General features: G+C 43.5%; 17 protein-coding genes. 7 read left to right on the forward strand and 10 right to left on the reverse strand.

Features of this window, described 5'->3' with window-relative positions:
* Positions 1-89: 89 nt before the first annotated feature.
* The 3 genes from DKT73_RS19260 to DKT73_RS19270 all read right to left on the reverse strand — a co-directional run bounded on the left by DKT73_RS19260 (position 90) and on the right by DKT73_RS19270 (position 2,948).
* Positions 90-710, reverse strand: a complete 621-nt coding sequence (locus tag DKT73_RS19260; protein WP_111640146.1) for a LysE family translocator — start codon at positions 708-710, stop codon at positions 90-92.
* 13 nt (positions 711-723) lie between these two features.
* A complete protein-coding gene (locus DKT73_RS19265; protein ID WP_111640147.1) occupies positions 724-1,368 on the reverse strand; it encodes a TetR/AcrR family transcriptional regulator in 645 nt (214 codons plus the stop codon).
* Positions 1,369-1,790: 422 nt separating this feature from the next.
* Positions 1,791-2,948, reverse strand: coding sequence for a GGDEF domain-containing protein (locus tag DKT73_RS19270; RefSeq protein WP_111640148.1), 1,158 nt, complete (start codon positions 2,946-2,948; stop codon positions 1,791-1,793).
* A 110-nt stretch (positions 2,949-3,058) separates the two neighbouring features.
* Here DKT73_RS19270 and DKT73_RS19275 point away from each other — a divergent pair, with 110 nt between their 5' ends.
* From DKT73_RS19275 to DKT73_RS19285, 3 genes are all read left to right on the forward strand, one after another.
* Entirely contained in the window at positions 3,059-4,030 is a 972-nt protein-coding gene (locus DKT73_RS19275) for a glutathione S-transferase family protein (RefSeq protein WP_111640149.1), read from the forward strand.
* Between the two features lie 173 nt (positions 4,031-4,203).
* Positions 4,204-5,073 carry a glucosaminidase domain-containing protein gene (locus DKT73_RS19280; protein ID WP_111640150.1) on the forward strand — a complete coding sequence of 290 codons (870 nt, stop codon included), beginning with the start codon at positions 4,204-4,206 and terminating at the stop codon, positions 5,071-5,073.
* Positions 5,074-5,221: 148 nt separating this feature from the next.
* Positions 5,222-7,138 (forward strand): beta-ketoacyl synthase, encoded by a 1,917-nt coding sequence (locus DKT73_RS19285; RefSeq protein ID WP_111640151.1) that lies wholly within the window; start codon positions 5,222-5,224, stop codon positions 7,136-7,138.
* Between the two features lie 32 nt (positions 7,139-7,170).
* On the opposite strand, the gene DKT73_RS19290 is transcribed toward DKT73_RS19285, so the two are convergent.
* On the reverse strand, positions 7,171-8,067 hold the full coding sequence (locus DKT73_RS19290) for a LysR family transcriptional regulator (RefSeq protein WP_111640152.1): 897 nt from the start codon (positions 8,065-8,067) through the stop codon (positions 7,171-7,173).
* 139 nt (positions 8,068-8,206) lie between these two features.
* Between DKT73_RS19290 and DKT73_RS19295 the strand changes: the two genes are divergently transcribed.
* Together DKT73_RS19295 and DKT73_RS19300 are read left to right on the forward strand one after the other, a co-directional pair.
* Complete coding sequence (locus tag DKT73_RS19295) at positions 8,207-8,746, forward strand: YceI family protein (protein WP_111640153.1); 540 nt, start codon at positions 8,207-8,209, stop codon at positions 8,744-8,746.
* A gap of 22 nt (positions 8,747-8,768) precedes the next feature.
* On the forward strand, positions 8,769-9,623 hold the full coding sequence (locus tag DKT73_RS19300) for a hypothetical protein (RefSeq protein ID WP_111640154.1): 855 nt from the start codon (positions 8,769-8,771) through the stop codon (positions 9,621-9,623).
* An 11-nt stretch (positions 9,624-9,634) separates the two neighbouring features.
* On the opposite strand, the gene DKT73_RS19305 is transcribed toward DKT73_RS19300, so the two are convergent.
* From DKT73_RS19305 to DKT73_RS19320, 4 genes are all read right to left on the reverse strand, one after another.
* The gene (locus DKT73_RS19305; RefSeq protein ID WP_111640155.1) at positions 9,635-10,051 is read right to left on the reverse strand and encodes a hypothetical protein; all 417 of its coding nucleotides are present in this window, start codon (positions 10,049-10,051) and stop codon (positions 9,635-9,637) included.
* A 38-nt stretch (positions 10,052-10,089) separates the two neighbouring features.
* Complete coding sequence (locus DKT73_RS19310) at positions 10,090-10,977, reverse strand: SDR family oxidoreductase (RefSeq protein ID WP_111640156.1); 888 nt, start codon at positions 10,975-10,977, stop codon at positions 10,090-10,092.
* Complete coding sequence (locus tag DKT73_RS19315) at positions 10,974-11,753, reverse strand: TatD family hydrolase (protein WP_111640157.1); 780 nt, start codon at positions 11,751-11,753, stop codon at positions 10,974-10,976. The genes DKT73_RS19310 and DKT73_RS19315 overlap by 4 nt, the downstream gene beginning before the upstream one ends.
* A 109-nt stretch (positions 11,754-11,862) precedes the next feature.
* Positions 11,863-13,419: a phosphoenolpyruvate carboxykinase gene (locus DKT73_RS19320; RefSeq protein ID WP_111640158.1), complete on the reverse strand. Its 1,557-nt coding sequence runs from the start codon at positions 13,417-13,419 to the stop codon at positions 11,863-11,865.
* A 510-nt stretch (positions 13,420-13,929) separates the two neighbouring features.
* Here DKT73_RS19320 and gndA point away from each other — a divergent pair.
* Entirely contained in the window at positions 13,930-15,453 is a 1,524-nt protein-coding gene (gndA, locus tag DKT73_RS19325; RefSeq protein ID WP_111640159.1) for an NADP-dependent phosphogluconate dehydrogenase, read from the forward strand.
* Between the two features lie 108 nt (positions 15,454-15,561).
* On the opposite strand, the gene DKT73_RS19330 is transcribed toward gndA, so the two are convergent.
* Positions 15,562-16,281, reverse strand: coding sequence for an RNA methyltransferase (locus DKT73_RS19330; protein WP_111640160.1), 720 nt, complete (start codon positions 16,279-16,281; stop codon positions 15,562-15,564).
* 320 nt (positions 16,282-16,601) lie between these two features.
* Between DKT73_RS19330 and DKT73_RS19335 the strand changes: the two genes are divergently transcribed.
* Positions 16,602-17,390 carry an inositol monophosphatase family protein gene (locus tag DKT73_RS19335; protein ID WP_111640161.1) on the forward strand — a complete coding sequence of 263 codons (789 nt, stop codon included), beginning with the start codon at positions 16,602-16,604 and terminating at the stop codon, positions 17,388-17,390.
* A 98-nt stretch (positions 17,391-17,488) separates the two neighbouring features.
* Here the strand turns inward: DKT73_RS19335 and DKT73_RS19340 are convergent, their stop codons facing one another.
* Positions 17,489-18,547, reverse strand: coding sequence for a Gfo/Idh/MocA family protein (locus DKT73_RS19340; RefSeq protein WP_111640162.1), 1,059 nt, complete (start codon positions 18,545-18,547; stop codon positions 17,489-17,491).
* Positions 18,548-18,574 lie beyond the last annotated feature (27 nt).

Genomic DNA, 18,574 nt, shown 5'->3' on the forward strand with positions numbered 1-18,574 from the left:
TCTTTATGTCAACGTATTTTAGGATGGGACAGTCAACACAAAAAAGCCGCCTTACTTCAATGGGCGGCTTTTTTTTATCGCACTAAAAATCAGTTTTTTAACGCTAAAAAAACACCAGCACTCGCCATGATGCCACCAGCCGTTCGGTTTAATACCTTCATTGAACGCTCAGACTTCATGAAACGTCTTGCCTGTGAGGCGCTTACTGAAATAATGGTTAACCCTAACATAAGCCCAGCCGAAGCCAGTAACGACGCCAATACGATATCAAAACCGCTCAACACTGTGAGATCCATGAAAGTCGGTAAAAAAGCCACATAAAACAAAATCACTTTCGGGTTCGATGCGGAAATCATAAATCCCTGAATAAAACTGGCCACCTGATTGGTTGCCTCAGGGGTATCTGTTTCAGACGTAGCAGTGACCACTGGCGATACCCACATTTTCCACCCTAAATACAGCAAGTACGCTGCGCCCGCATAACGAATGCCCAAAAAGACATTTTCCCATGCGGCAGCGATAGCCGCGAGCCCATAACAAGCCATCACCAAATAGACGATATCACTCAACACCATACCAGCACTTAAGGAAATACTTGCTCGTGCTCCCCTAGACATACTTCTGGCTAAAATCGCAAACACTCCAGGCCCTGGCGTAACACTAAAAATAAAAATCGCTAAAAAAAACGTAATCCCACTTTCCAATGTCATAATCAGCCCTCACCTACTGTTCAACCACACCACAACCCGCTAATATCATACGAGTAATAAACTGTTTCGCCTCATCGAAATCACTTTCTTCCAGCGTCTCTTTTTGCAACATTATCTTCACTTGAGCGTCAAAATCTGCATAAGTTTGGGTCATCGCCCAGATACTAATGAAAAGATGCTCTGTCGATACCGGCGCCATTAGCCCTTTTTCTACCCAAACCTGAATCGTCGCTTTCTCTCGTTTTAGCTCGGTGACGAATAGGTTTTGAAGATACTCTAAAACAAAACGCTCTTCACCAATTAACGCCATGGCAAAAATTTTAGAGGCATTCTTATTGGTACGAGATTGATCTATTTTTTCACTAATGTAACGCGTTAAATTACGCTTAGGACCTTCTTCAACATTAAACTCGCTGACTGAATCCAGCCAAAGACGTAGGATGCGTTCCAGCACGGCTTCCAACAAGTCTTTTTTAGAACGATAGTAATAATGAACATTCGCCTTAGGCAAACCTGCTTCGTCGGCAATCATTTGCGTCGTGGTTTTTGCCAAGCCTTGGCGTGCAAAAACACGCTCCGATGTTTCTAAAATCAACGCTTGATTTTGAGCTCGTATGTGCGCTTTTAACTGATCTTTTGGACGTTTTTCTTCACTCAAGGTATAGCCTCACCGTGTATTTTTACTAAAGGGGGAAGTAATCTGCGTCGACTTTTCATCCTGAGCGACACAGCAAGAGAATAACATTCTTTAGAATTGACACGAAGCGATAAGAAAAATCCGCATAAAAAAAGGGAGCCGAAGCTCCCCATTTCCCCTCGTAGCAGAGACCTTCGTGACTATAGGCATTCGTCACTGGGCTAACTGCTACACCACGTTGGCGCTGTAATCGAGTCGCAAGGTTGCGAATCTCAATGTTCTTGATAGCTACTCATGCAAGTAACTTCGAGTGAATGCATCTTGGCGTAAACGCTCTTTTAAACAACCACTCATAAATAAGTGAATTCATTATTAAACAAGAGACATAACAGCGCAATAGGTCAGAAGAAAATATTTGACCGATTGATCAATTATTTTTCTGATTAGGGCATTTTTCTAGGCAGGGAAGACGTAGATACACGGTTTCGCCCTTTCTTTTTTGACTGATACAAGGCGTCATCGGCTCGCTTTAGCACAGAGTCTGGCGACTCACCCTGTCCAGCAAAGGCAACACCAAGACTGGCCGTCACATTAACCTCCACCTCTTTTTTCTTCTTAGGATCAAACACCTTAACAAACCTAACTTCAATATTCTCTCGCACCAACTCTAAAACGTTTTCCACATCACCAAGATGCCGTCCTCGAAACACAATCGTAAACTCTTCCCCACCGTAACGAAATGCACGACCAGGACTGGCGTATTGTTTCAACACAGACGCCACACTTTTCAGGACCTTATCGCCCATATCATGACCATAAGTGTCATTGAATGACTTAAAATGATCCACATCGACCATCGCAATGGCGTACTGCTTGGGCAAACCAACAAGTTGCTCATTCAATGCTCGCCGACCTGGTAACTGCGTCATATCGTCTAAATACGCCATGCGATGACTTTCCATCAACAGAAACCAAATCCACAATAAAAACTGAGCAGACAATAAAGCATCAAACTGGATACTAGAGGAAACAAAGTGGCTAATAATCAGCAAGCTGATAATACTGACTAACCCACTGGCGCGAAAAATCTCCCCACTCAACCACCAAGCCAAACCAATCGCTACCAAGCTTATGATCAAGACACACCAGAGTAAAATCGTAGACCAGCTCACACTGGTACTAAAAAAAGTACGATCCAAAAACGCAAAAGACACCCAATTACGCTCAATCGCATAACACCAACAAACCAACATGAGCACAAACAGAATGCGATTTATCGCAAAACGATTGAAGAAGCCCCTTTCTGGCACAAAACTAAGCAGAGCGATACAAAAGCACGACACCACCAGATAAGCGGTCAAAGAAGCTTGTTGATCAAAGTCTCCGTATAGCTTGGGTATAAGCAGCAAAAAAATAAGAATCAGCACTCGACCTTTATTGAAATGCCAAGCAAGAAAAATGGCAACACCGGCTAAAATAAACGGCAATAATGGCAACAAGCTGAACCACAAAGGTGGTAACGCACTCACATACAAACTAGCGTAAATACTCACTAGAAGAATGAAGCAAGGCACTAGCAATGAACTTAAACGTTCAGACATAAAAAAATCAAACCCATCGAATCATTCGATTAAATACGACCAATATATTGCCCCGAAAACGTTTCATTTTCATCAATAATAATGTGAATTCTAAATAAAAGGTAAAATCAATGGGATTACTTGTAGACGGAAAATGGGTCGACAAATGGTACGATACCAAGGCAAATCAAGGGAAGTTCATCCGTAGCGAGTCGCTATTTAGACATTGGATCTACCCTGAAAATGAATACGATCCCAGCAATAAAAACCATTTCCTTGCAGAAAAGGGACGCTATCACCTCTACATTTCTCTCGCTTGCCCTTGGGCTCATCGAACGCTTGTCTTCACTAAATTAAAACAATTAGAAGACATCATTAGCATTAGCTGCGTTCATCCTGACATGCTTGAGAATGGCTGGGAATTCAAACAAGACACTCGCTTTAGTGATCCCCACATCACAATAGGTGATCCGCTCTATCACTTTGACTTTGCCCACCAACTCTATACGAAAGCGGAAAAACACTACAGTGGTAGGGTCACTGTGCCTATACTTTGGGACAAGCATCGCCAGACCATTGTTTCTAACGAATCGGCAGACATCATTCGTATATTCAACCAAGCATTTAATGAAATAACCGGTAATCACCTAGATTTCTATCCAAACGACAAAAAAATGGCGATTGATCAGATAAACGAACGTATCTATCACACTCTTAACAATGGCGTTTATAAATGCGGTTTTGCCACCACTCAAGAAGCCTATGAAGAGGCATTGACGCCCCTTTTTGATACCTTAGAGTATTTAGAAGACCGCCTTTCAAATCAGCGTTACCTACTTGGTAATCAACTAACAGAGGCTGACTGGCGCTTGTTTACTACGCTCATTCGCTTTGATGCAGTGTACTTTGGTCATTTTAAATGCAATATAAAGCGTATTTTAGATTACACCGCTCTTAATGCCTATTTAAAACACCTTTACGACATGCCCAACATTGCGAGTACGGTAAACCTACAGCATATCAAGCGTCACTATTACTATAGTCATAAAATCATCAACCCGACTCAGGTAGTTCCTGCCGGACCTGCTACACTCTTTAAATGAGAGTTTGATGATTAAAAAAGGGAATTAAGGCAAATTCAAGAAGCCTAAGTTAAAGTCTATTAAAGTGGGCGTTTTTTAAGGATAATACGCTCACTTTTTATTCGCTTTAGCCAGCCATTGACAATGCCCGTCGCGCTCGCTAGAAAAATATAAATACTTAAGAGTTGTGGCTTATGGAAAAAAAAATACTGTGGACAGTCTCCTTTGCACTGATATTTATTCTGTGGATAAAAGCAGGTCCTTTTAAAAGTGATGCCGAGCGCTTTTATCAAGAGGAAGCCCCAGAATCAAGCGCATCATACCAAGATTCAGAAGAAGCAACCTCAAATGAAAAAAGCTACTTCAAGTCGCATCCTATTAATACCAGTCGCCCTGACTTCGCAGCAATAACTGACATCCAAGAGCGTAAAAGTGCTTTTTTTGATTATTTATCTCCATTTGTAAACGAAAAAAACGATCTCATTTTAAAAGATCGTGAACGCTTAACAACATTGATTAACAGCAGTAAAAAGCTATCAAATAAAAACAGAAAGTGGGTCTCTTCCCTTCGCCAAGATCTTAAACTGAAAAAGCTTGATAACTATTCAAAAGAAGACCTTAAAGTCCTGCTCAGTCGATTAGACATCATTCCCGTTTCGCTTGTGCTTGCTCAGGCGGCCAATGAATCTGCTTGGGGAACGTCTCGTTTTGCGATAGAGGGAAGCAACTATTTTGGTCAGTGGTGTTTTCGTAAGGGGTGTGGGCTAGTACCAGAATCAAGAGACAGTGATGCCGATCATGAGGTGCGCAAATTTAACGATGCTCGTGAATCCGTTTTTGCGTATATCGATAACCTGAATACGAACGCAGCCTACAAAGAATTAAGAGCCGCACGCGCTGAATTACGTCAAAATAATGAAGAAATTACAGGTCTTGGTTTAGTACACGGTTTACAACGTTATTCAGAACGTGGCCAAGCTTATGTCGAAGAAATAGAAGGTTTGATCAACTATAATAAGTTATGGCGTTTTAATCGCAATCAACCAACAGAAGAGCCACAATAAATCCAACAATGCTCTGCGCCTAAACAGGCCTAAATGTAATAAAATGCAATTTATTGTTACGAAATTATCTTACGTGGGGTGGCTAAGCATCCCCCCCTTCATTACAATATCGTAATATTTCACCCACTCATCAAACGAGGAAATTCAATTGGCCCGTTTACCTGTTATTGTTGGCTTTGGCGGAATCAATTCGGCTGGTCGTACCTCATCACATCAAGCATATCGTCGAATTGTCTTTGATCTCCTGCCAAATTCAATCCAGCAGGATGTGTTATTGGATCTTGCGACCATCACGGAGATGGCAGAGCATAAAAATGGACTTTGGTATACAAAAAGCGGTGAAGCACTAGACGCAGCAGCACTGATTGATAGCATTGGTGAGTCACTACTGGCACGCACTTTAATTCGTCGCATTCACCCAAGTCTATTCGACGTCGATCATGTGGTCTTACATAAATCCACTGTATTGCAAGCCAATCAATCCGAAGAAAAGCTAAGCTTTACCATCAAGACACGATCGCTGCCCAGCGACCGACCGACGAATTGGCAGGTGACAGAAATCTCTGACAGCCTGAGTGAAGTCGTTGTTGATGGCAATTTAGAAACCTTCATTAAAGACACCAGACCCCTGTCAGTAAAAGCCGCAGGGCAACTTCCGACGGGGTTCGATCCCTCTAAATTGTACCAAAGCCGAAACCATCCACGTGGTTTACAAATGACGGTCTATGGTGCTTCTGATGCCATCAAAAGCAGCGGCATTGATTGGGAAACGATTCGCAGTCGAGTTGCTCCCGACCAAATGGCGGTTTATGCAGCGAACTCCATTGGTCAAATGGATGACCTAGGATTTGGCGGCATGCTCAAATCGGCCTTAATGGGCAAACGCACCACATCCAAGCATTTACCGCTTGGCTATGCTCAAATGCCAGCAGACTTTGTTAACGCCTATATTCTGGGCAGTGTGGGCAATGTCGGTACGGCCATTGGTGCCTGTGCCACTTACTTTTTCAACTTAGAGAAAGCAGTAGAGGGCATTAAGTCTGGGAAATTCCGCGTGGCTATGGTCGGTGGTAGTGATGCCCCTATTACACCCGAAATTATCGAAGGGTTTAGAACAATGGGCGCACTGGCGGAAGATACAGCCTTACTCGCTCTTGACCAAATCACGAATCAGGAAGAACCCGATCACACCCGAAGCTGTCGACCCTTTGCTCAAAACTGTGGTTTTACTATCGGAGAGTCCAGCCAATGGACTCTATTGATGGATGATGAACTTGCCATCGAGCTAGGGGCACAAATATTCGGCGCCATTCCAGCCGTCTTTTCTTATGCTGATGGACACAAAAAATCCATTTCCGCCCCCGGTATTGGCAATTATCTAACCATGAGCAAAGCCATGGCGTATTTGCAGAATATCATCGGCAACGATGGCTTAACACAACGTACCTTTATTCAGGCACATGGCACAAGCACACCACAAAACCGTATCACAGAGTCCCATGTACTAAGCAAAGCCGCGACCAGTTTTGGCGCAACCGGCATGCCTGTTGTTGCAATGAAGGCGTTTCTTGGGCATTCCCAAGGAACAGCTGGCGGCGATCAACTTCATTTGTCCTTAGGTGTGTGGAAAGACGGCATCTTGCCTGGCATCACAACATCTTATGAAATTGCAGATGACGTCTATCAAGAGGGTCTAAAGTTTCAACTAAAACACGAAGCTTACGGAAAAGACTACTTCGACGCCGCTCTCTTAAACTCAAAAGGATTTGGTGGCAATAACGCAACTGCGGTTTTATTATCACCTCACCAAGCAATGAAGATGCTAAGCAAACGCTATACAACTGAACAGCTTGATGCTTACCAACTGAAAAACACAGAAGTGGTTGCTGTTGCAGAAGACTACAACCAAGCAACCATTCGTGGAGAAACCCTGCCTATCTATAAGTTTGGTTTCAATGTACTTGGCGGAGAAGAACTGGACATTACGGACAAAGAAATTCGCTTGCCTGGCTATGACATGCCAGTGGATCTAAACGTAGAAAACGAATTCAGTGATCTAAGCTAAGCGGCTATAAACACTAGAGCGAACCAACACAACTAGAATTTTGTGTTGGTGAGCTCTTGTTGTAAAAATGCTAACAATAATCGTGTTTTTCTAGACATTAACTTTCTTTGCGGATAAATAGCGTAAAAGTTAAACTCATAGCCTTTGTAATCTGGTAACAGATTAACCAACTCTCCTGACTCAATGTATTTTGCCACTAAAAAATCGGGCTGATAAATAACACCCAATCCTGCCAGCGCAAAACGCGTTAATGCACTACCATTATTTGCCCTTAACGCACCAGAAACACTTACCGTTCGAGACACACCCTCGCCATCCGTTAATGACCACCGATCTGGCATCTGAGCATTACTATAAAGAAGGCAAGAATGATGCTTTAAATCCTCTAAATCTTTTAACTCACCTTTCTCTAAGATGTAACGAGGGGAGGCACACACAAACCCCGTTAAAAGACATAGCGGACGGGCAACAAATTGATCACCACCTAAATCCCCTCCTCGAATCGCGATATCGACACCAGACTCCGTCATATCAACACGCTTATCGGTGAAATCAATATCCAACTCAATTTGAGGATACAGACGACTAAATCGATCCAATAACGGCACAATATGCGACAAACCAAAGTCCATTGGCACACTTAGCTTTAGTAGGCCTTTTGGCTTTTGCGTTAAATCGCCGATTTCGTTTTCGGCCTCTTCAATAGCATCGAGTATGGCAATGCAATGCTGATAATACTTACGACCAGCATGAGTAATACTGATATTACGGGTGTTTCGCTGTAGCAGCTTTGTTCCCAACTCCTCCTCAATGGCATTGATATAACGGGTCACCATTGGACGAGAAATACCCAACGAATCACTGGCCAACTTAAAGCTCTCCGCTTCATAGACTCGGCAAAACACCTTCATTGCCTGCAATTTATCCATTCATTCACCTATTAAACTGAAAGTTCCATTATTATCATTTCTTTTTAGTTAATATTGAATTGTTTTTTGATTGGATTATTTATTAATAAAAACACTTTAGACTAATACCATCTTTAAACTAGACACAAGGAAAAACAGAATGAAATTACTCACTATCAGTGCCCTTGCCCTTGCATCAAGCCTTACCATGGCAGCCGATTATAAAATTGACCCAGCTCACTCTGCCGTTACTTTCGAAGTAGGCCACTTAGGTGTAAGCACCACTGTAGGACGCTTTAACAGCTTTGAAGGCGATTTCTCCTATTCCGAGGACGGTAAATCTGGCAGCGCTAACTTTGTCATCAACACAGACAGCATTGATACCAACCATGAAGCTCGCGACAAACACCTTCGCAGCCCAGACTTTCTTAACGTCAAACAATTCCCAACGCTCACATTCAAAAGCACGTCCTTTGATGGCGACACCCTAACAGGTGAACTCACGCTTCATGGCGTTACAAAAACCGTTAGCTTCGATGTCGACAAAGTAGGCGAAGGCAGTGATCCTTGGGGTGGCTACCGTGCAGGCTTTGAAGCAAGCGCAGAAATCAACCGCAGCGACTTCGGTATTACCTACTTTATCCCAGGCGTTTCTGATAAAACAGAAATCGACGTTTATGTGGAAGGCATTCGCCAGTAATTAGCTAAGGAATTAGACAAACATGTACCAAGAAGCCAGCAACACAAACCTCCTGATGTTATTGCATACGGCGGTTTACCCTTTTATCGCCGCACTCATAATCAGCTTTGTTGCTGGTAAACTGTCACGTACATTGTCTCCTCTTGGTTATCTTGGTGGATTCGTTGTTGGACTCAGCCTGATTCATTCAGGCTTGAGTTTCCCACCTAACCAAGCCATTGATTATTACCTAGTCACCGTCTTTATTGGCGCAGTGATACTATTAAGCCTTACTTCCATAAAAACACCAGTTGTTACGAATGGCGTCCTTTTTCTTTTATCTGGGTTATCGTTTTTCTTCTTGCTGAATCCTGTATTAAAGCATGCTGGTTTTATAATCAGTGTAAGCTGGGCGGTTGTTTCAGCATTGATCGTCGTATTTTATTACCTTGTGTCACCAAAAACGCAAAACCAACGACACACATATGAAGCCCGTAGTCTATCTCACTACTCTTTACCCATCGGATTAATGATTGTGGCGGGAAGTGCCGCTCCAGTTATATCGATTGGAGGCAGCTTATTGATTGGGCAATTACTAGGTGCGTACGGCGCAGCATTATTTGCTTATATTGCCATTGGGTATTTCACCAAAAATACGCCGAATAACGGTTTTACTCCGGCACTTCTCATACTCGGCGGGTTAATTGCGCAAAGTCATGTACTGGCCGATATTCCTTTGGGGATCATGCTCATGCTAAGTGCCAGTCTGTTCGTGACACCACTGATTCTGTTATTCAGCAACAAAATCAGTCATAGCATTATTGGTCAAATTATGGTGAGCGGCGTAATCAGCGCATACAGTTTATGGCTGATTTGGCCCGAAAGCAGTCTCTATTGATGTTTTGATATCTAGTTTTTAAATATTGATCGTGAAGGGCGCCAAAGTGGCAATATAATTGCTGCTATGACGCTGTTTACGACACCATAAGACAGCAGATACCACACATCAACATCATTAAGATCAAGATGTAGGCTAACAAAAAAATGATTTGGCAGCGCAACAAATAGCCACATACCTATTACCAAAAAAAATCGTTCGCTCCCTGACATTCCCTTAACTCGAGCCAGTATCCAGGCGGTAAAAAATAGGCATGCAAAACACGAAAACACAAACAGCAACATCACTCCAATAGAAGGCTGAGCAGACACATCCTCCCAAACAGGACGACCAAGTAGTTTAAATGGCGTTGAAGCATACCAAATCCCCCCTGCCAAGACTTGGAGAATAAAAGCCAATGCAACTGCTTTATAATTTATTTTGTACACGTCATCCCCTATGGTTCCGTCTGCTTGAAAAAGTAAAACTAACTGTTACTGCCCGCTTGATATAATTCTTTGACTAAATTGCGCAATTTTGATCGCCATGGTCGCTGCTTTATACCAAAATGATTAAATATTTTTCGACAAGACAATGATTGTCGCTTCATCACCACCATGTCCTGTACTTCAGGGAACGCATCGCTAATGGCTTCTACTTCCACTTGCGCTTTTGGATCAAATTGACTCGATGTTGCGACAATCGCTTCCACCAACCCTACCCAGCTGATTTCCTCAGCACAGCAATAATGGTATACACCTTTATTTTTCGCACCATAATGGCCTTGTTTTACCACAGATAAGATGACTCGAACCAAGTCAGACACAGGCGTAGGACTGCCGATCAAATCGTCTTTATAAGCAAGGTTAACGCCATCTTGAATAAGGCCAAGGGTTCGACAAACAAAATCATCCCCTTTCCCACTAAACAACCAACCAGTACGCAGTACGATATTTTCAGGGTGACTCAGTACAATTTTTTCCGCCTCAATCAACGCCAAGGCATAAGGGTCTGAGCTATCAGGCACATCGATTTCAGAGTAAGGCACATCCTTGTTACCCGAAAAAACACGGGCACTGCTGAGCATTATTAACGACGCTCTACCCTGTTCGCTCAAATAGCGTAGCGTTGATTGAAACTTTGCATAATCACTCTGCAATGCATGACGCAGACTTAATGCGTCAATCACAACATCAAACTGCATAGCCTCTAATTCTGCTCTTCTTGTTACATCCAGCAACATTGACTCTTCTGGACACAACCATTCAAACTCATTTTTACCAGCAGAAAACGATAATAGAGATGCCCCCACTTCGGTATTGCTCCCCAGCAGGAGAATACGAATAGGAGCATTGATATCTTGTGTGTTATTCAAAGTAAGTCCTCACGCCACTTAGGGAATACCCTAAGCAGATTATTATATGTCTGAGCCGCAACCTGTTCGATACTCTCGTTTCTTATGATGGCAACACTCTGTGCAATCAAAGGAATCGAGAGCGGCGTATTAGCTTGCCCCTGAAAGCCATGGATCGGCATATCAGGAGAATCCGTCTCCAGAATAAAATCGCAACACCCCAACGAAGCCAATACTCTGTGCGCCTTTTTCGCTCTTGGATAAGTGATAGTGCCACCAACCCCCAACACAAAGCCCTGCCCCACGAAACGCTTAGCCTGCTCAAGGCTGCCATTAAAAGCATGCACCACTCCGCCGCTTTTAAACCCAGTATCACGCAGGCATTTCAAGACGAGATCATAACTCTTTCTAGCGTGCAAAATAACAGGTAAATTCAAGGATTTAGCCACTTGTAATTGCCGAATAAAAAATGCCAGCTGTCTTTGCATATCAACCGCATTCGGCCAACAATCCAACCCTATTTCCCCCACAGCAACCACTTGATTTTTTTCACATTGCTCAGCAAGAAAGTCTATCTGACTTAGCAAAGCGTCTTCCAAAAAATAAGGATGCAATCCGTAAGCCACACGCCATGATGGATACGATTCACTTAAAGCCTCTAATTTTATCCAACTCGCATAGGTGGTGGCAGGAACCAAAAAGCCTACAACCCCTTGCTCAAAGCAACGTGACATTAAGGCATCACGTGATTCGTCGAATACATCAAAATCAAAGTGACAATGGCTATCAATTAACATAGACAAAAGATTACATGATTTAAGAAGGTAAGTACTAAATTATAAAGCAATCAGACACAAAAAAGCCGCGCATTTAGCGCGGCTTTTTAAAAATATACCGAAAATACGCTTAAAGCGTTGGACCAGCCTTCACAATCGACTCAGAAACGGAGTCAAACTTTTTAAAGTTTTCCACAAATTGAGAAATAAGGTTCTTCGCTTGCGCCTCGTAGGCGGCTTGATCCGACCATGTTTTACGTGGATTCAACAATATGCTATCCACACCTGGCACTTGAGTCGGCACATCAAGATTCACATCCGCCAGATGCTCTGTTTCTGCATCGACCAACACACCGGATTGAATCGCAGCTATGACGGCACGAGTCGTCGGAATACTAAAACGCTTACCGCCTTTACCATGCGCACCACCGGTCCAACCTGTGTTTACTAGGTAAACTTTGCTGCCAAACTCTTCAATACGCTTGATTAAAAGATCAGCATACACATCCGCTGAGCGTGGAAAGAAAGGCGCACCAAAACAAGTAGAGAAAGTCGATTTAATGCCCGTACCCGCCCCCATTTCAGTCGAACCAACCAGCGCCGTGTAACCACTCAAAAAGTGGTATGCTGCTGCTTCTTTCGACAAGATGGAAACCGGAGGTAGAACACCAGTCAAATCACAAGTCAAAAAGATGATCGCATTCGGCTCACCCGCACGGTTTTCTGCTGCACGTTTTTCAATGTGCTCTCGTGGATACCCCGCGCGACCATTTTGCGTCAAAGACGTATCAGCGTAATCCGCAACACGTGTTACAGGGTCTAGCACCACGTTTTCAACGATAGTGCCAAATTTAATCGCATCCCAAATGATTGGCTCATTCTTTTGAGAAAGATCGATGGTTTTTGCGTAGCAACCACCTTCAATATTGAAAACAGTGTCTTTCCCCCAGCCGTGCTCATCATCCCCAATTAAAAAGCGCTCAGGATCCGCAGACAAGGTGGTTTTACCGGTACCAGACAAGCCAAAGAACAAGGTCACATCGTCTTCTGTACCTACGTTAGCAGCACAATGCATTGGCAATACGTCATAGGCAGGTAATAGGTAGTTCTGCACAGAGAACATGGCTTTTTTCATTTCACCAGCGTAACGCATACCCGCAATCAACACTTTACGCTCAGCAAAATTCAAAATCACGCAACCATCTGAATTAGTGCCATCACGGTCAGGCTCACAGACAAAATTTGGCGCATTTAAAATTTGCCACTCACCTTTATCAGAAGGATTATAGATGTCAGGGCGAATAAATAGGTTACGCCCAAACAACTGATGCCACGCTGTTTCAGTACGCATAATGACGGGCAAATAATACTCATCACCCGCACCAACATGAATGTTAGACACAAACGATTCTTTACCATCCAAATAAGCTGCAACTCGATCCCATAAAGGAGCAAATTTTGCCTCTGGGAATGGGCGGTTAACTGGTCCCCAATGGATGCTGTCTTTACTGGACGCCTCTTCTACAATGAAACGATCCATAGGAGAACGACCAGTACGAGCTCCTGTTTCAACAACAAGCGCGCCATTATCGGCAAGCACACCTTCGCCATTCTGCAGCGCTTTTTCAACCAACTGCGGCGTCGTTAAATTTGTGTGAATAGTTATTACGTCTGATACGGAGTTCATGTTGCTAGATCCTCTGAACTATAAAGGTTGTCTGGTCATATTTATTATTATTATGCGAAAGTTTTTTACTGTGAAATGGATAGTAACAAAACAATCTAAAAAAAAATATTGTTATAACAATATGTTATTTTATTACCATTTTGAAATTTTCAAAAAACACTTAAGATATTGAAAAATAACACTTTTAAGTAAAAGTAAGCCTCATTACTCGATCAAGCTATCTTACGAACACACATACAACCTAATATTTTTGTAGTTTTCTTTCTTTTTTGTTGCCTTCCTACTAAATGGGAAAGTTATTACTCATTAGCAACATCATAAAAACGACCCTATAGAGAAGCGAATTACGGAGAAAAAGCCACCTAGAAAGTAAGGTTTCTATTAAAAAACATCAAAAAAACACAATTATTTGAATTTTTCTTCCCTCTAATATGTCCTGAATCCCACCGCTTCATGGTAAGATTATTTCTTCAATTCCCCTCCAATTGTCCAAAAGGTTGATCGATATTTATGTTAAAAACAAATCAGAACTGCAATATTGGATTTGTCGGCCTGGGTGTCATGGGTAAAAACTTGGCCTTAAACCTAGCTGACCACGGCTACCGAGTTGCAGGCTTTGATCTTGACGCACATAAAATACAAGACGTTTTAGACACAGAAGCCGCTGAACGCCCAGATTCTTCTACAGAAGCTCGCATAATTGGCTGTAGCAGCATGCAAGATATGCTGTCAAACCTAGTCAAACCTCGAGTCATTGTGGTTCTTGTCCCAGCGGGTAAACCCGTTGATATCGTTTGTCAAAGCCTCATTGATGCAGGATTAGAAGCAGATGATATTGTCGTGGATTGCGGAAACAGCCAGTGGACAGACACCATTCGTCGCGAAGCGGAATACAAAGAAAAATTCAAATTCTTTGGTACTGCCGTTTCTGGCGGTGAAGTAGGTGCTCGTTTTGGTCCATCGCTCATGCCAGGTGGTGACGCAGACTCTTGGAAATACCTACAACCAATGTGGGAAGCTGTTGCGGCAAAAGTAGATGAAAATGGCAAGCCAATCGAAAGCAATACCCCTGGCAAACCGGTGACAGAAGGCGAGCCATGCACCGCTTACCTTGGGCCAAATGGTGCCGGTCATTACGTAAAAATGGTTCATAACGGCATTGAATATGCTGACATGCAGCTCATCTGCGAAGCTTATCATTTATTACGCTCTCTACTTGGTTACGAGCCAGAAGAAATTGGCAAATTATTTGCGAAGTGGAATCAAGGTATACTGAACAGCTATTTGGTGGAAATTACTGCAGACATTTTACAACAATACGACCACAAAACGGGCGCCCCGCTGGTTGATATGATTCTTGACAGTGCTGGACAAAAAGGCACAGGCCGTTGGACATCAATCAGTGCCACGCAAATGGGCGTTCCAGCCGGCATTATCAGTGAATCCGTTTATGCTCGTGCGCTCAGCACATTAACAAGCGAGCGTGAGCACGCGGCTGGCATACTGACTGCGGACGTAGAAAGCGGTGAGATTGCGGCAGAAGAGGTGGAAAAAGCGATTGAAGAAGCCCTATATTGCGCTAAAATTTGCGCTTATGCTCAAGGCTTCCAAATCATGCGCGCCGCGCAAAAAGAATATGACTGGACACTCAACTTCAGTGATATTGCAAAAATCTGGCGTGGCGGTTGCATTATCAGAGCATCTTTCCTACAAAAGATTGCCGACGCATTCGATGACAATCATGAACTTGAAAACCTATTGCTAAGCGATTACTTCGCAGACGCTATGGCTAATAAGCAAGCAGGCCTGCGTAAAGCTGTTGTCCTTGCCGCGCAATCCGGTGTCCCAACACCTTCTTTCTTCTCGGCATTGGCTTATTTCGATGGTTACCGCTCTGAAGTACTACCAGCTAACTTACTACAAGCACAGCGCGATTACTTCGGCGCTCACACTTATGAGCGAGTAGACGCAGAACCAGGTCAAAAATTTCATACTTACTGGCAGGAAAAAGGTCGTCCGGAACGAAAAGCGTAAAGCCGTTTCACGATTAAAAAAAACGCTGACTTGCAATAAGTCAGCGTTTTTTGTTAATTCAAAAAGTGGGCGTTTGCTTTCAACAACGTCTTGTCAGAACAACAGCCATTACTTCATTTTCTTTTCCATCGAGGTCAACATCCCTCTAAGCATACCAAGTTCCTGTTGGTCCAAACGCGAACGCTGAAATAAACGGCGAAATCGCGTCATGACTTGCATCGGCATCTCTGGATCAAGAAACTCTGTCTGCACTAAAACTTTCTCAAGGTGCTCAAGCAAATAATCGATCTGCTCAACATTGGCAGCAGGTACGTCCCATTTACTGGCGACCACTGGCGCATCTTTCATTAATAAGGATTTCATGCGTAGCTCGTAAGCGATAACCTGTACAGCAGCCCCTAAGTTCAATGAACTAAAGGTTTCAACAGAAGGAATATGCACATGATAATTACAGCGCTGTAGCTCCTCATTGGTTAACCCACGATCTTCACGACCAAAGACAAACGCCGTCACCAGCCCTTCATCAAACACCAAATCAGCCGCTTGCCTTGGATCAACCAAAGGCCAAGGAATATTGCGTTCACGAGCACTGGTACCAATCACTAACTGACAATCGGCCAAGGCTTCTTCTAATGTTTCCACCACAACCGCGTTGTCTAGAATATCCGTCGCACCCGCTGCACGACTCACGGCGTCTTCACTGGGGTATACTTTCGGAGCGACAAGATAAAGGTCCGCTAAGCCCATGTTTTTCATGGCACGGGCAGCGGCACCGATGTTGCCAGGATGCGAGGTATTAACAAGGACAATTCTTACTTTATTTTGCATTTTATACGTTACCAATAATAGCCGTCGAACAATGCTGCGTATCTTAGCAGATATTTACCACAAAGCCGCAAACCGATCAGTTTTCGACCAAAACTTCACTGGTAAAAAGCACATGGTTACGCTAGAATTCGCGCTCTTATTTAGGCGCTCGGTTATATCGTGGTTTTAGTCAGAAATTTGTTCAGCTCAAATATTGAGGCAACTTTCTAACGAAACGAGGCGATAAAACGGAGATGCCCGCTCTTTAACACTTTATTTGGCAACTTATCGTCTTATTGACGGTATGTGCATTTTAATGACGGAATAATTGACGGTAAATTATGCAACCTAGAATCAATGTCGCACTTAAAGCAGCTCGTGCCGCTGCAGAATACATAGTTCACTCACAAGAGAAACTGCTGTTTGATAAAGAACAAGGCCAATCTGCTGAACAAGTGTATCAAACCGTTTGCTCTGGTGCAGAGCGCAGCATTGTTTACCACCTAGAAAAAGCTTACCCAGCAGACACCATTACCACTCGCCTCCAAGGTACCGTACAAAACGGCAACGAAGGGGAATGGGTGATTGATGCGATTCAAGGACAGCATTTATTTTCACGCGGCCTAACAGGCAACGTCATTACAATGAGCTACCTAGTTGCCGGTAAAGTAGAGCACGCACTCGTGCTAAATCCTCACACCAAAGACGAATTTTACGCAAGTAAAGGCCGCGGTGCTTACCTTAATAATTCTCGAATTCGCAGCAGTACAGCTCGCACGTTAGAGAAAGTAACCGTTGCCGCACAATTTCCAGCCACTGACCGTCTGATGCCGTATTTATCTGGCCAGTTTGCCGTGCTAACTGAAATCGCAGAGCAAGGCGCTCGTGCTGTGCTACAGGACTCTCCTGCATTGATGCTTGCCAACGTCGCTGCTGGCCGCCTTGATGCCGCTTGGGGTATCAAACTTCAAGAATGGGAAATGCAAGCACCACTGTTCATTGCAAAAGAAGCAGGCTGCTTATTCGCTGGCTTTGATGGATCTCCTAGCATAGAGAAAGGCGACGTATTATGCGCAGCGCCTCGCTTATTCAAAGTTCTACTGCCCACTCTAAATAAGCACCTCAACTAATTCTAAAGATTACAAAGAATACAGACACAAAAAAGGCGCCTTCTGTTTTAGAAAGCGCCTTTTTTATTTAGCCCGTCATTTTTCATGTGGCACACACGTTAGTGTTTGTGATGACAATGCTCATGATGGTGTTCGTGTAAATCTTCTTCATCGTGATGATGATCATCACCCGGATCGGTTTCCCCAGGGTAATACAAACCAATGTCCTGACGAATCTCGTCCAGAGTCGCAATCAAGTCTATACTGTCCTGCCAACTGTGATTAGGGCTTTGAATCAAACCTTCCGCCAGACAACGGTTGACTTCATCGACCTCAAATTGATAGCCATTCCCCGGAAAATCAAACGTCACAGCACGTTCTTTGTTATCTGCACTAACAATACGACAAGACTTCGCCTTGAACCATTCGGAATCAATTTCAATGTATCCTTTTGATCCAGACAAGATGGCTCGGTTTGGGTTGTGTGAAATCAGCGACGCATCCAACGAAGCAAGCTGTCCGCCTTCCCACCCTAATAAGATCTGTTCAAACAGGTCAACATTGGTATCGCCAATAACCGCTTGGTTTTGCACAAAATCCGGTTTACCAAAAAATAATTGCGCCAAGAAAACGGGATAAATACCAATGTCCAGTAAGGCACCACCACCCAGCTCAAGATTAAGTAAACGGTGATTCGGATCCGTCGGCCCAATAAAATTAAAACTGGCTTGGATACTGTTCAAATTACCTATTTCACCCTCTTCAACCCACTCAACAACCTGCTCGATAACAGGATTAAAACGCGTCCACATGGCTTCCATAACAAAAACTTCATGCTCTAAAGCAAGATCATAAAGCTCTCTAGACTGCGTCTCGTTCAGTGTAAAAGGCTTTTCGCACAACACAGCTTTACCCGCTAGAATGCAGGCTTTTGTCAAATCATAGTGGTATACATGAGGTGTGGCGATATATATGGCGTCCACCTCATTGCTGTTGATCAATGAAAAATAATCAACAAAGGCCAATTCAATATTAAATTCGTCCGAAAACGCATCTGCAGATGCCTTATTGCGAGAAGCCACAGCACGAAGTTCGCCCGCTTTGACATGACAAAAATCGCCGGCAAATGCATGTGCGATTTGACCTGTTCCAATAATACCCCAGCGTACCTTCTTCATAGGATTCTCCCCATAGCCGTAATCAAA

The organism is Marinomonas shanghaiensis (assembly GCF_003259175.1).
GTDB lineage: Bacteria > Pseudomonadota > Gammaproteobacteria > Pseudomonadales > Marinomonadaceae > Marinomonas > Marinomonas shanghaiensis.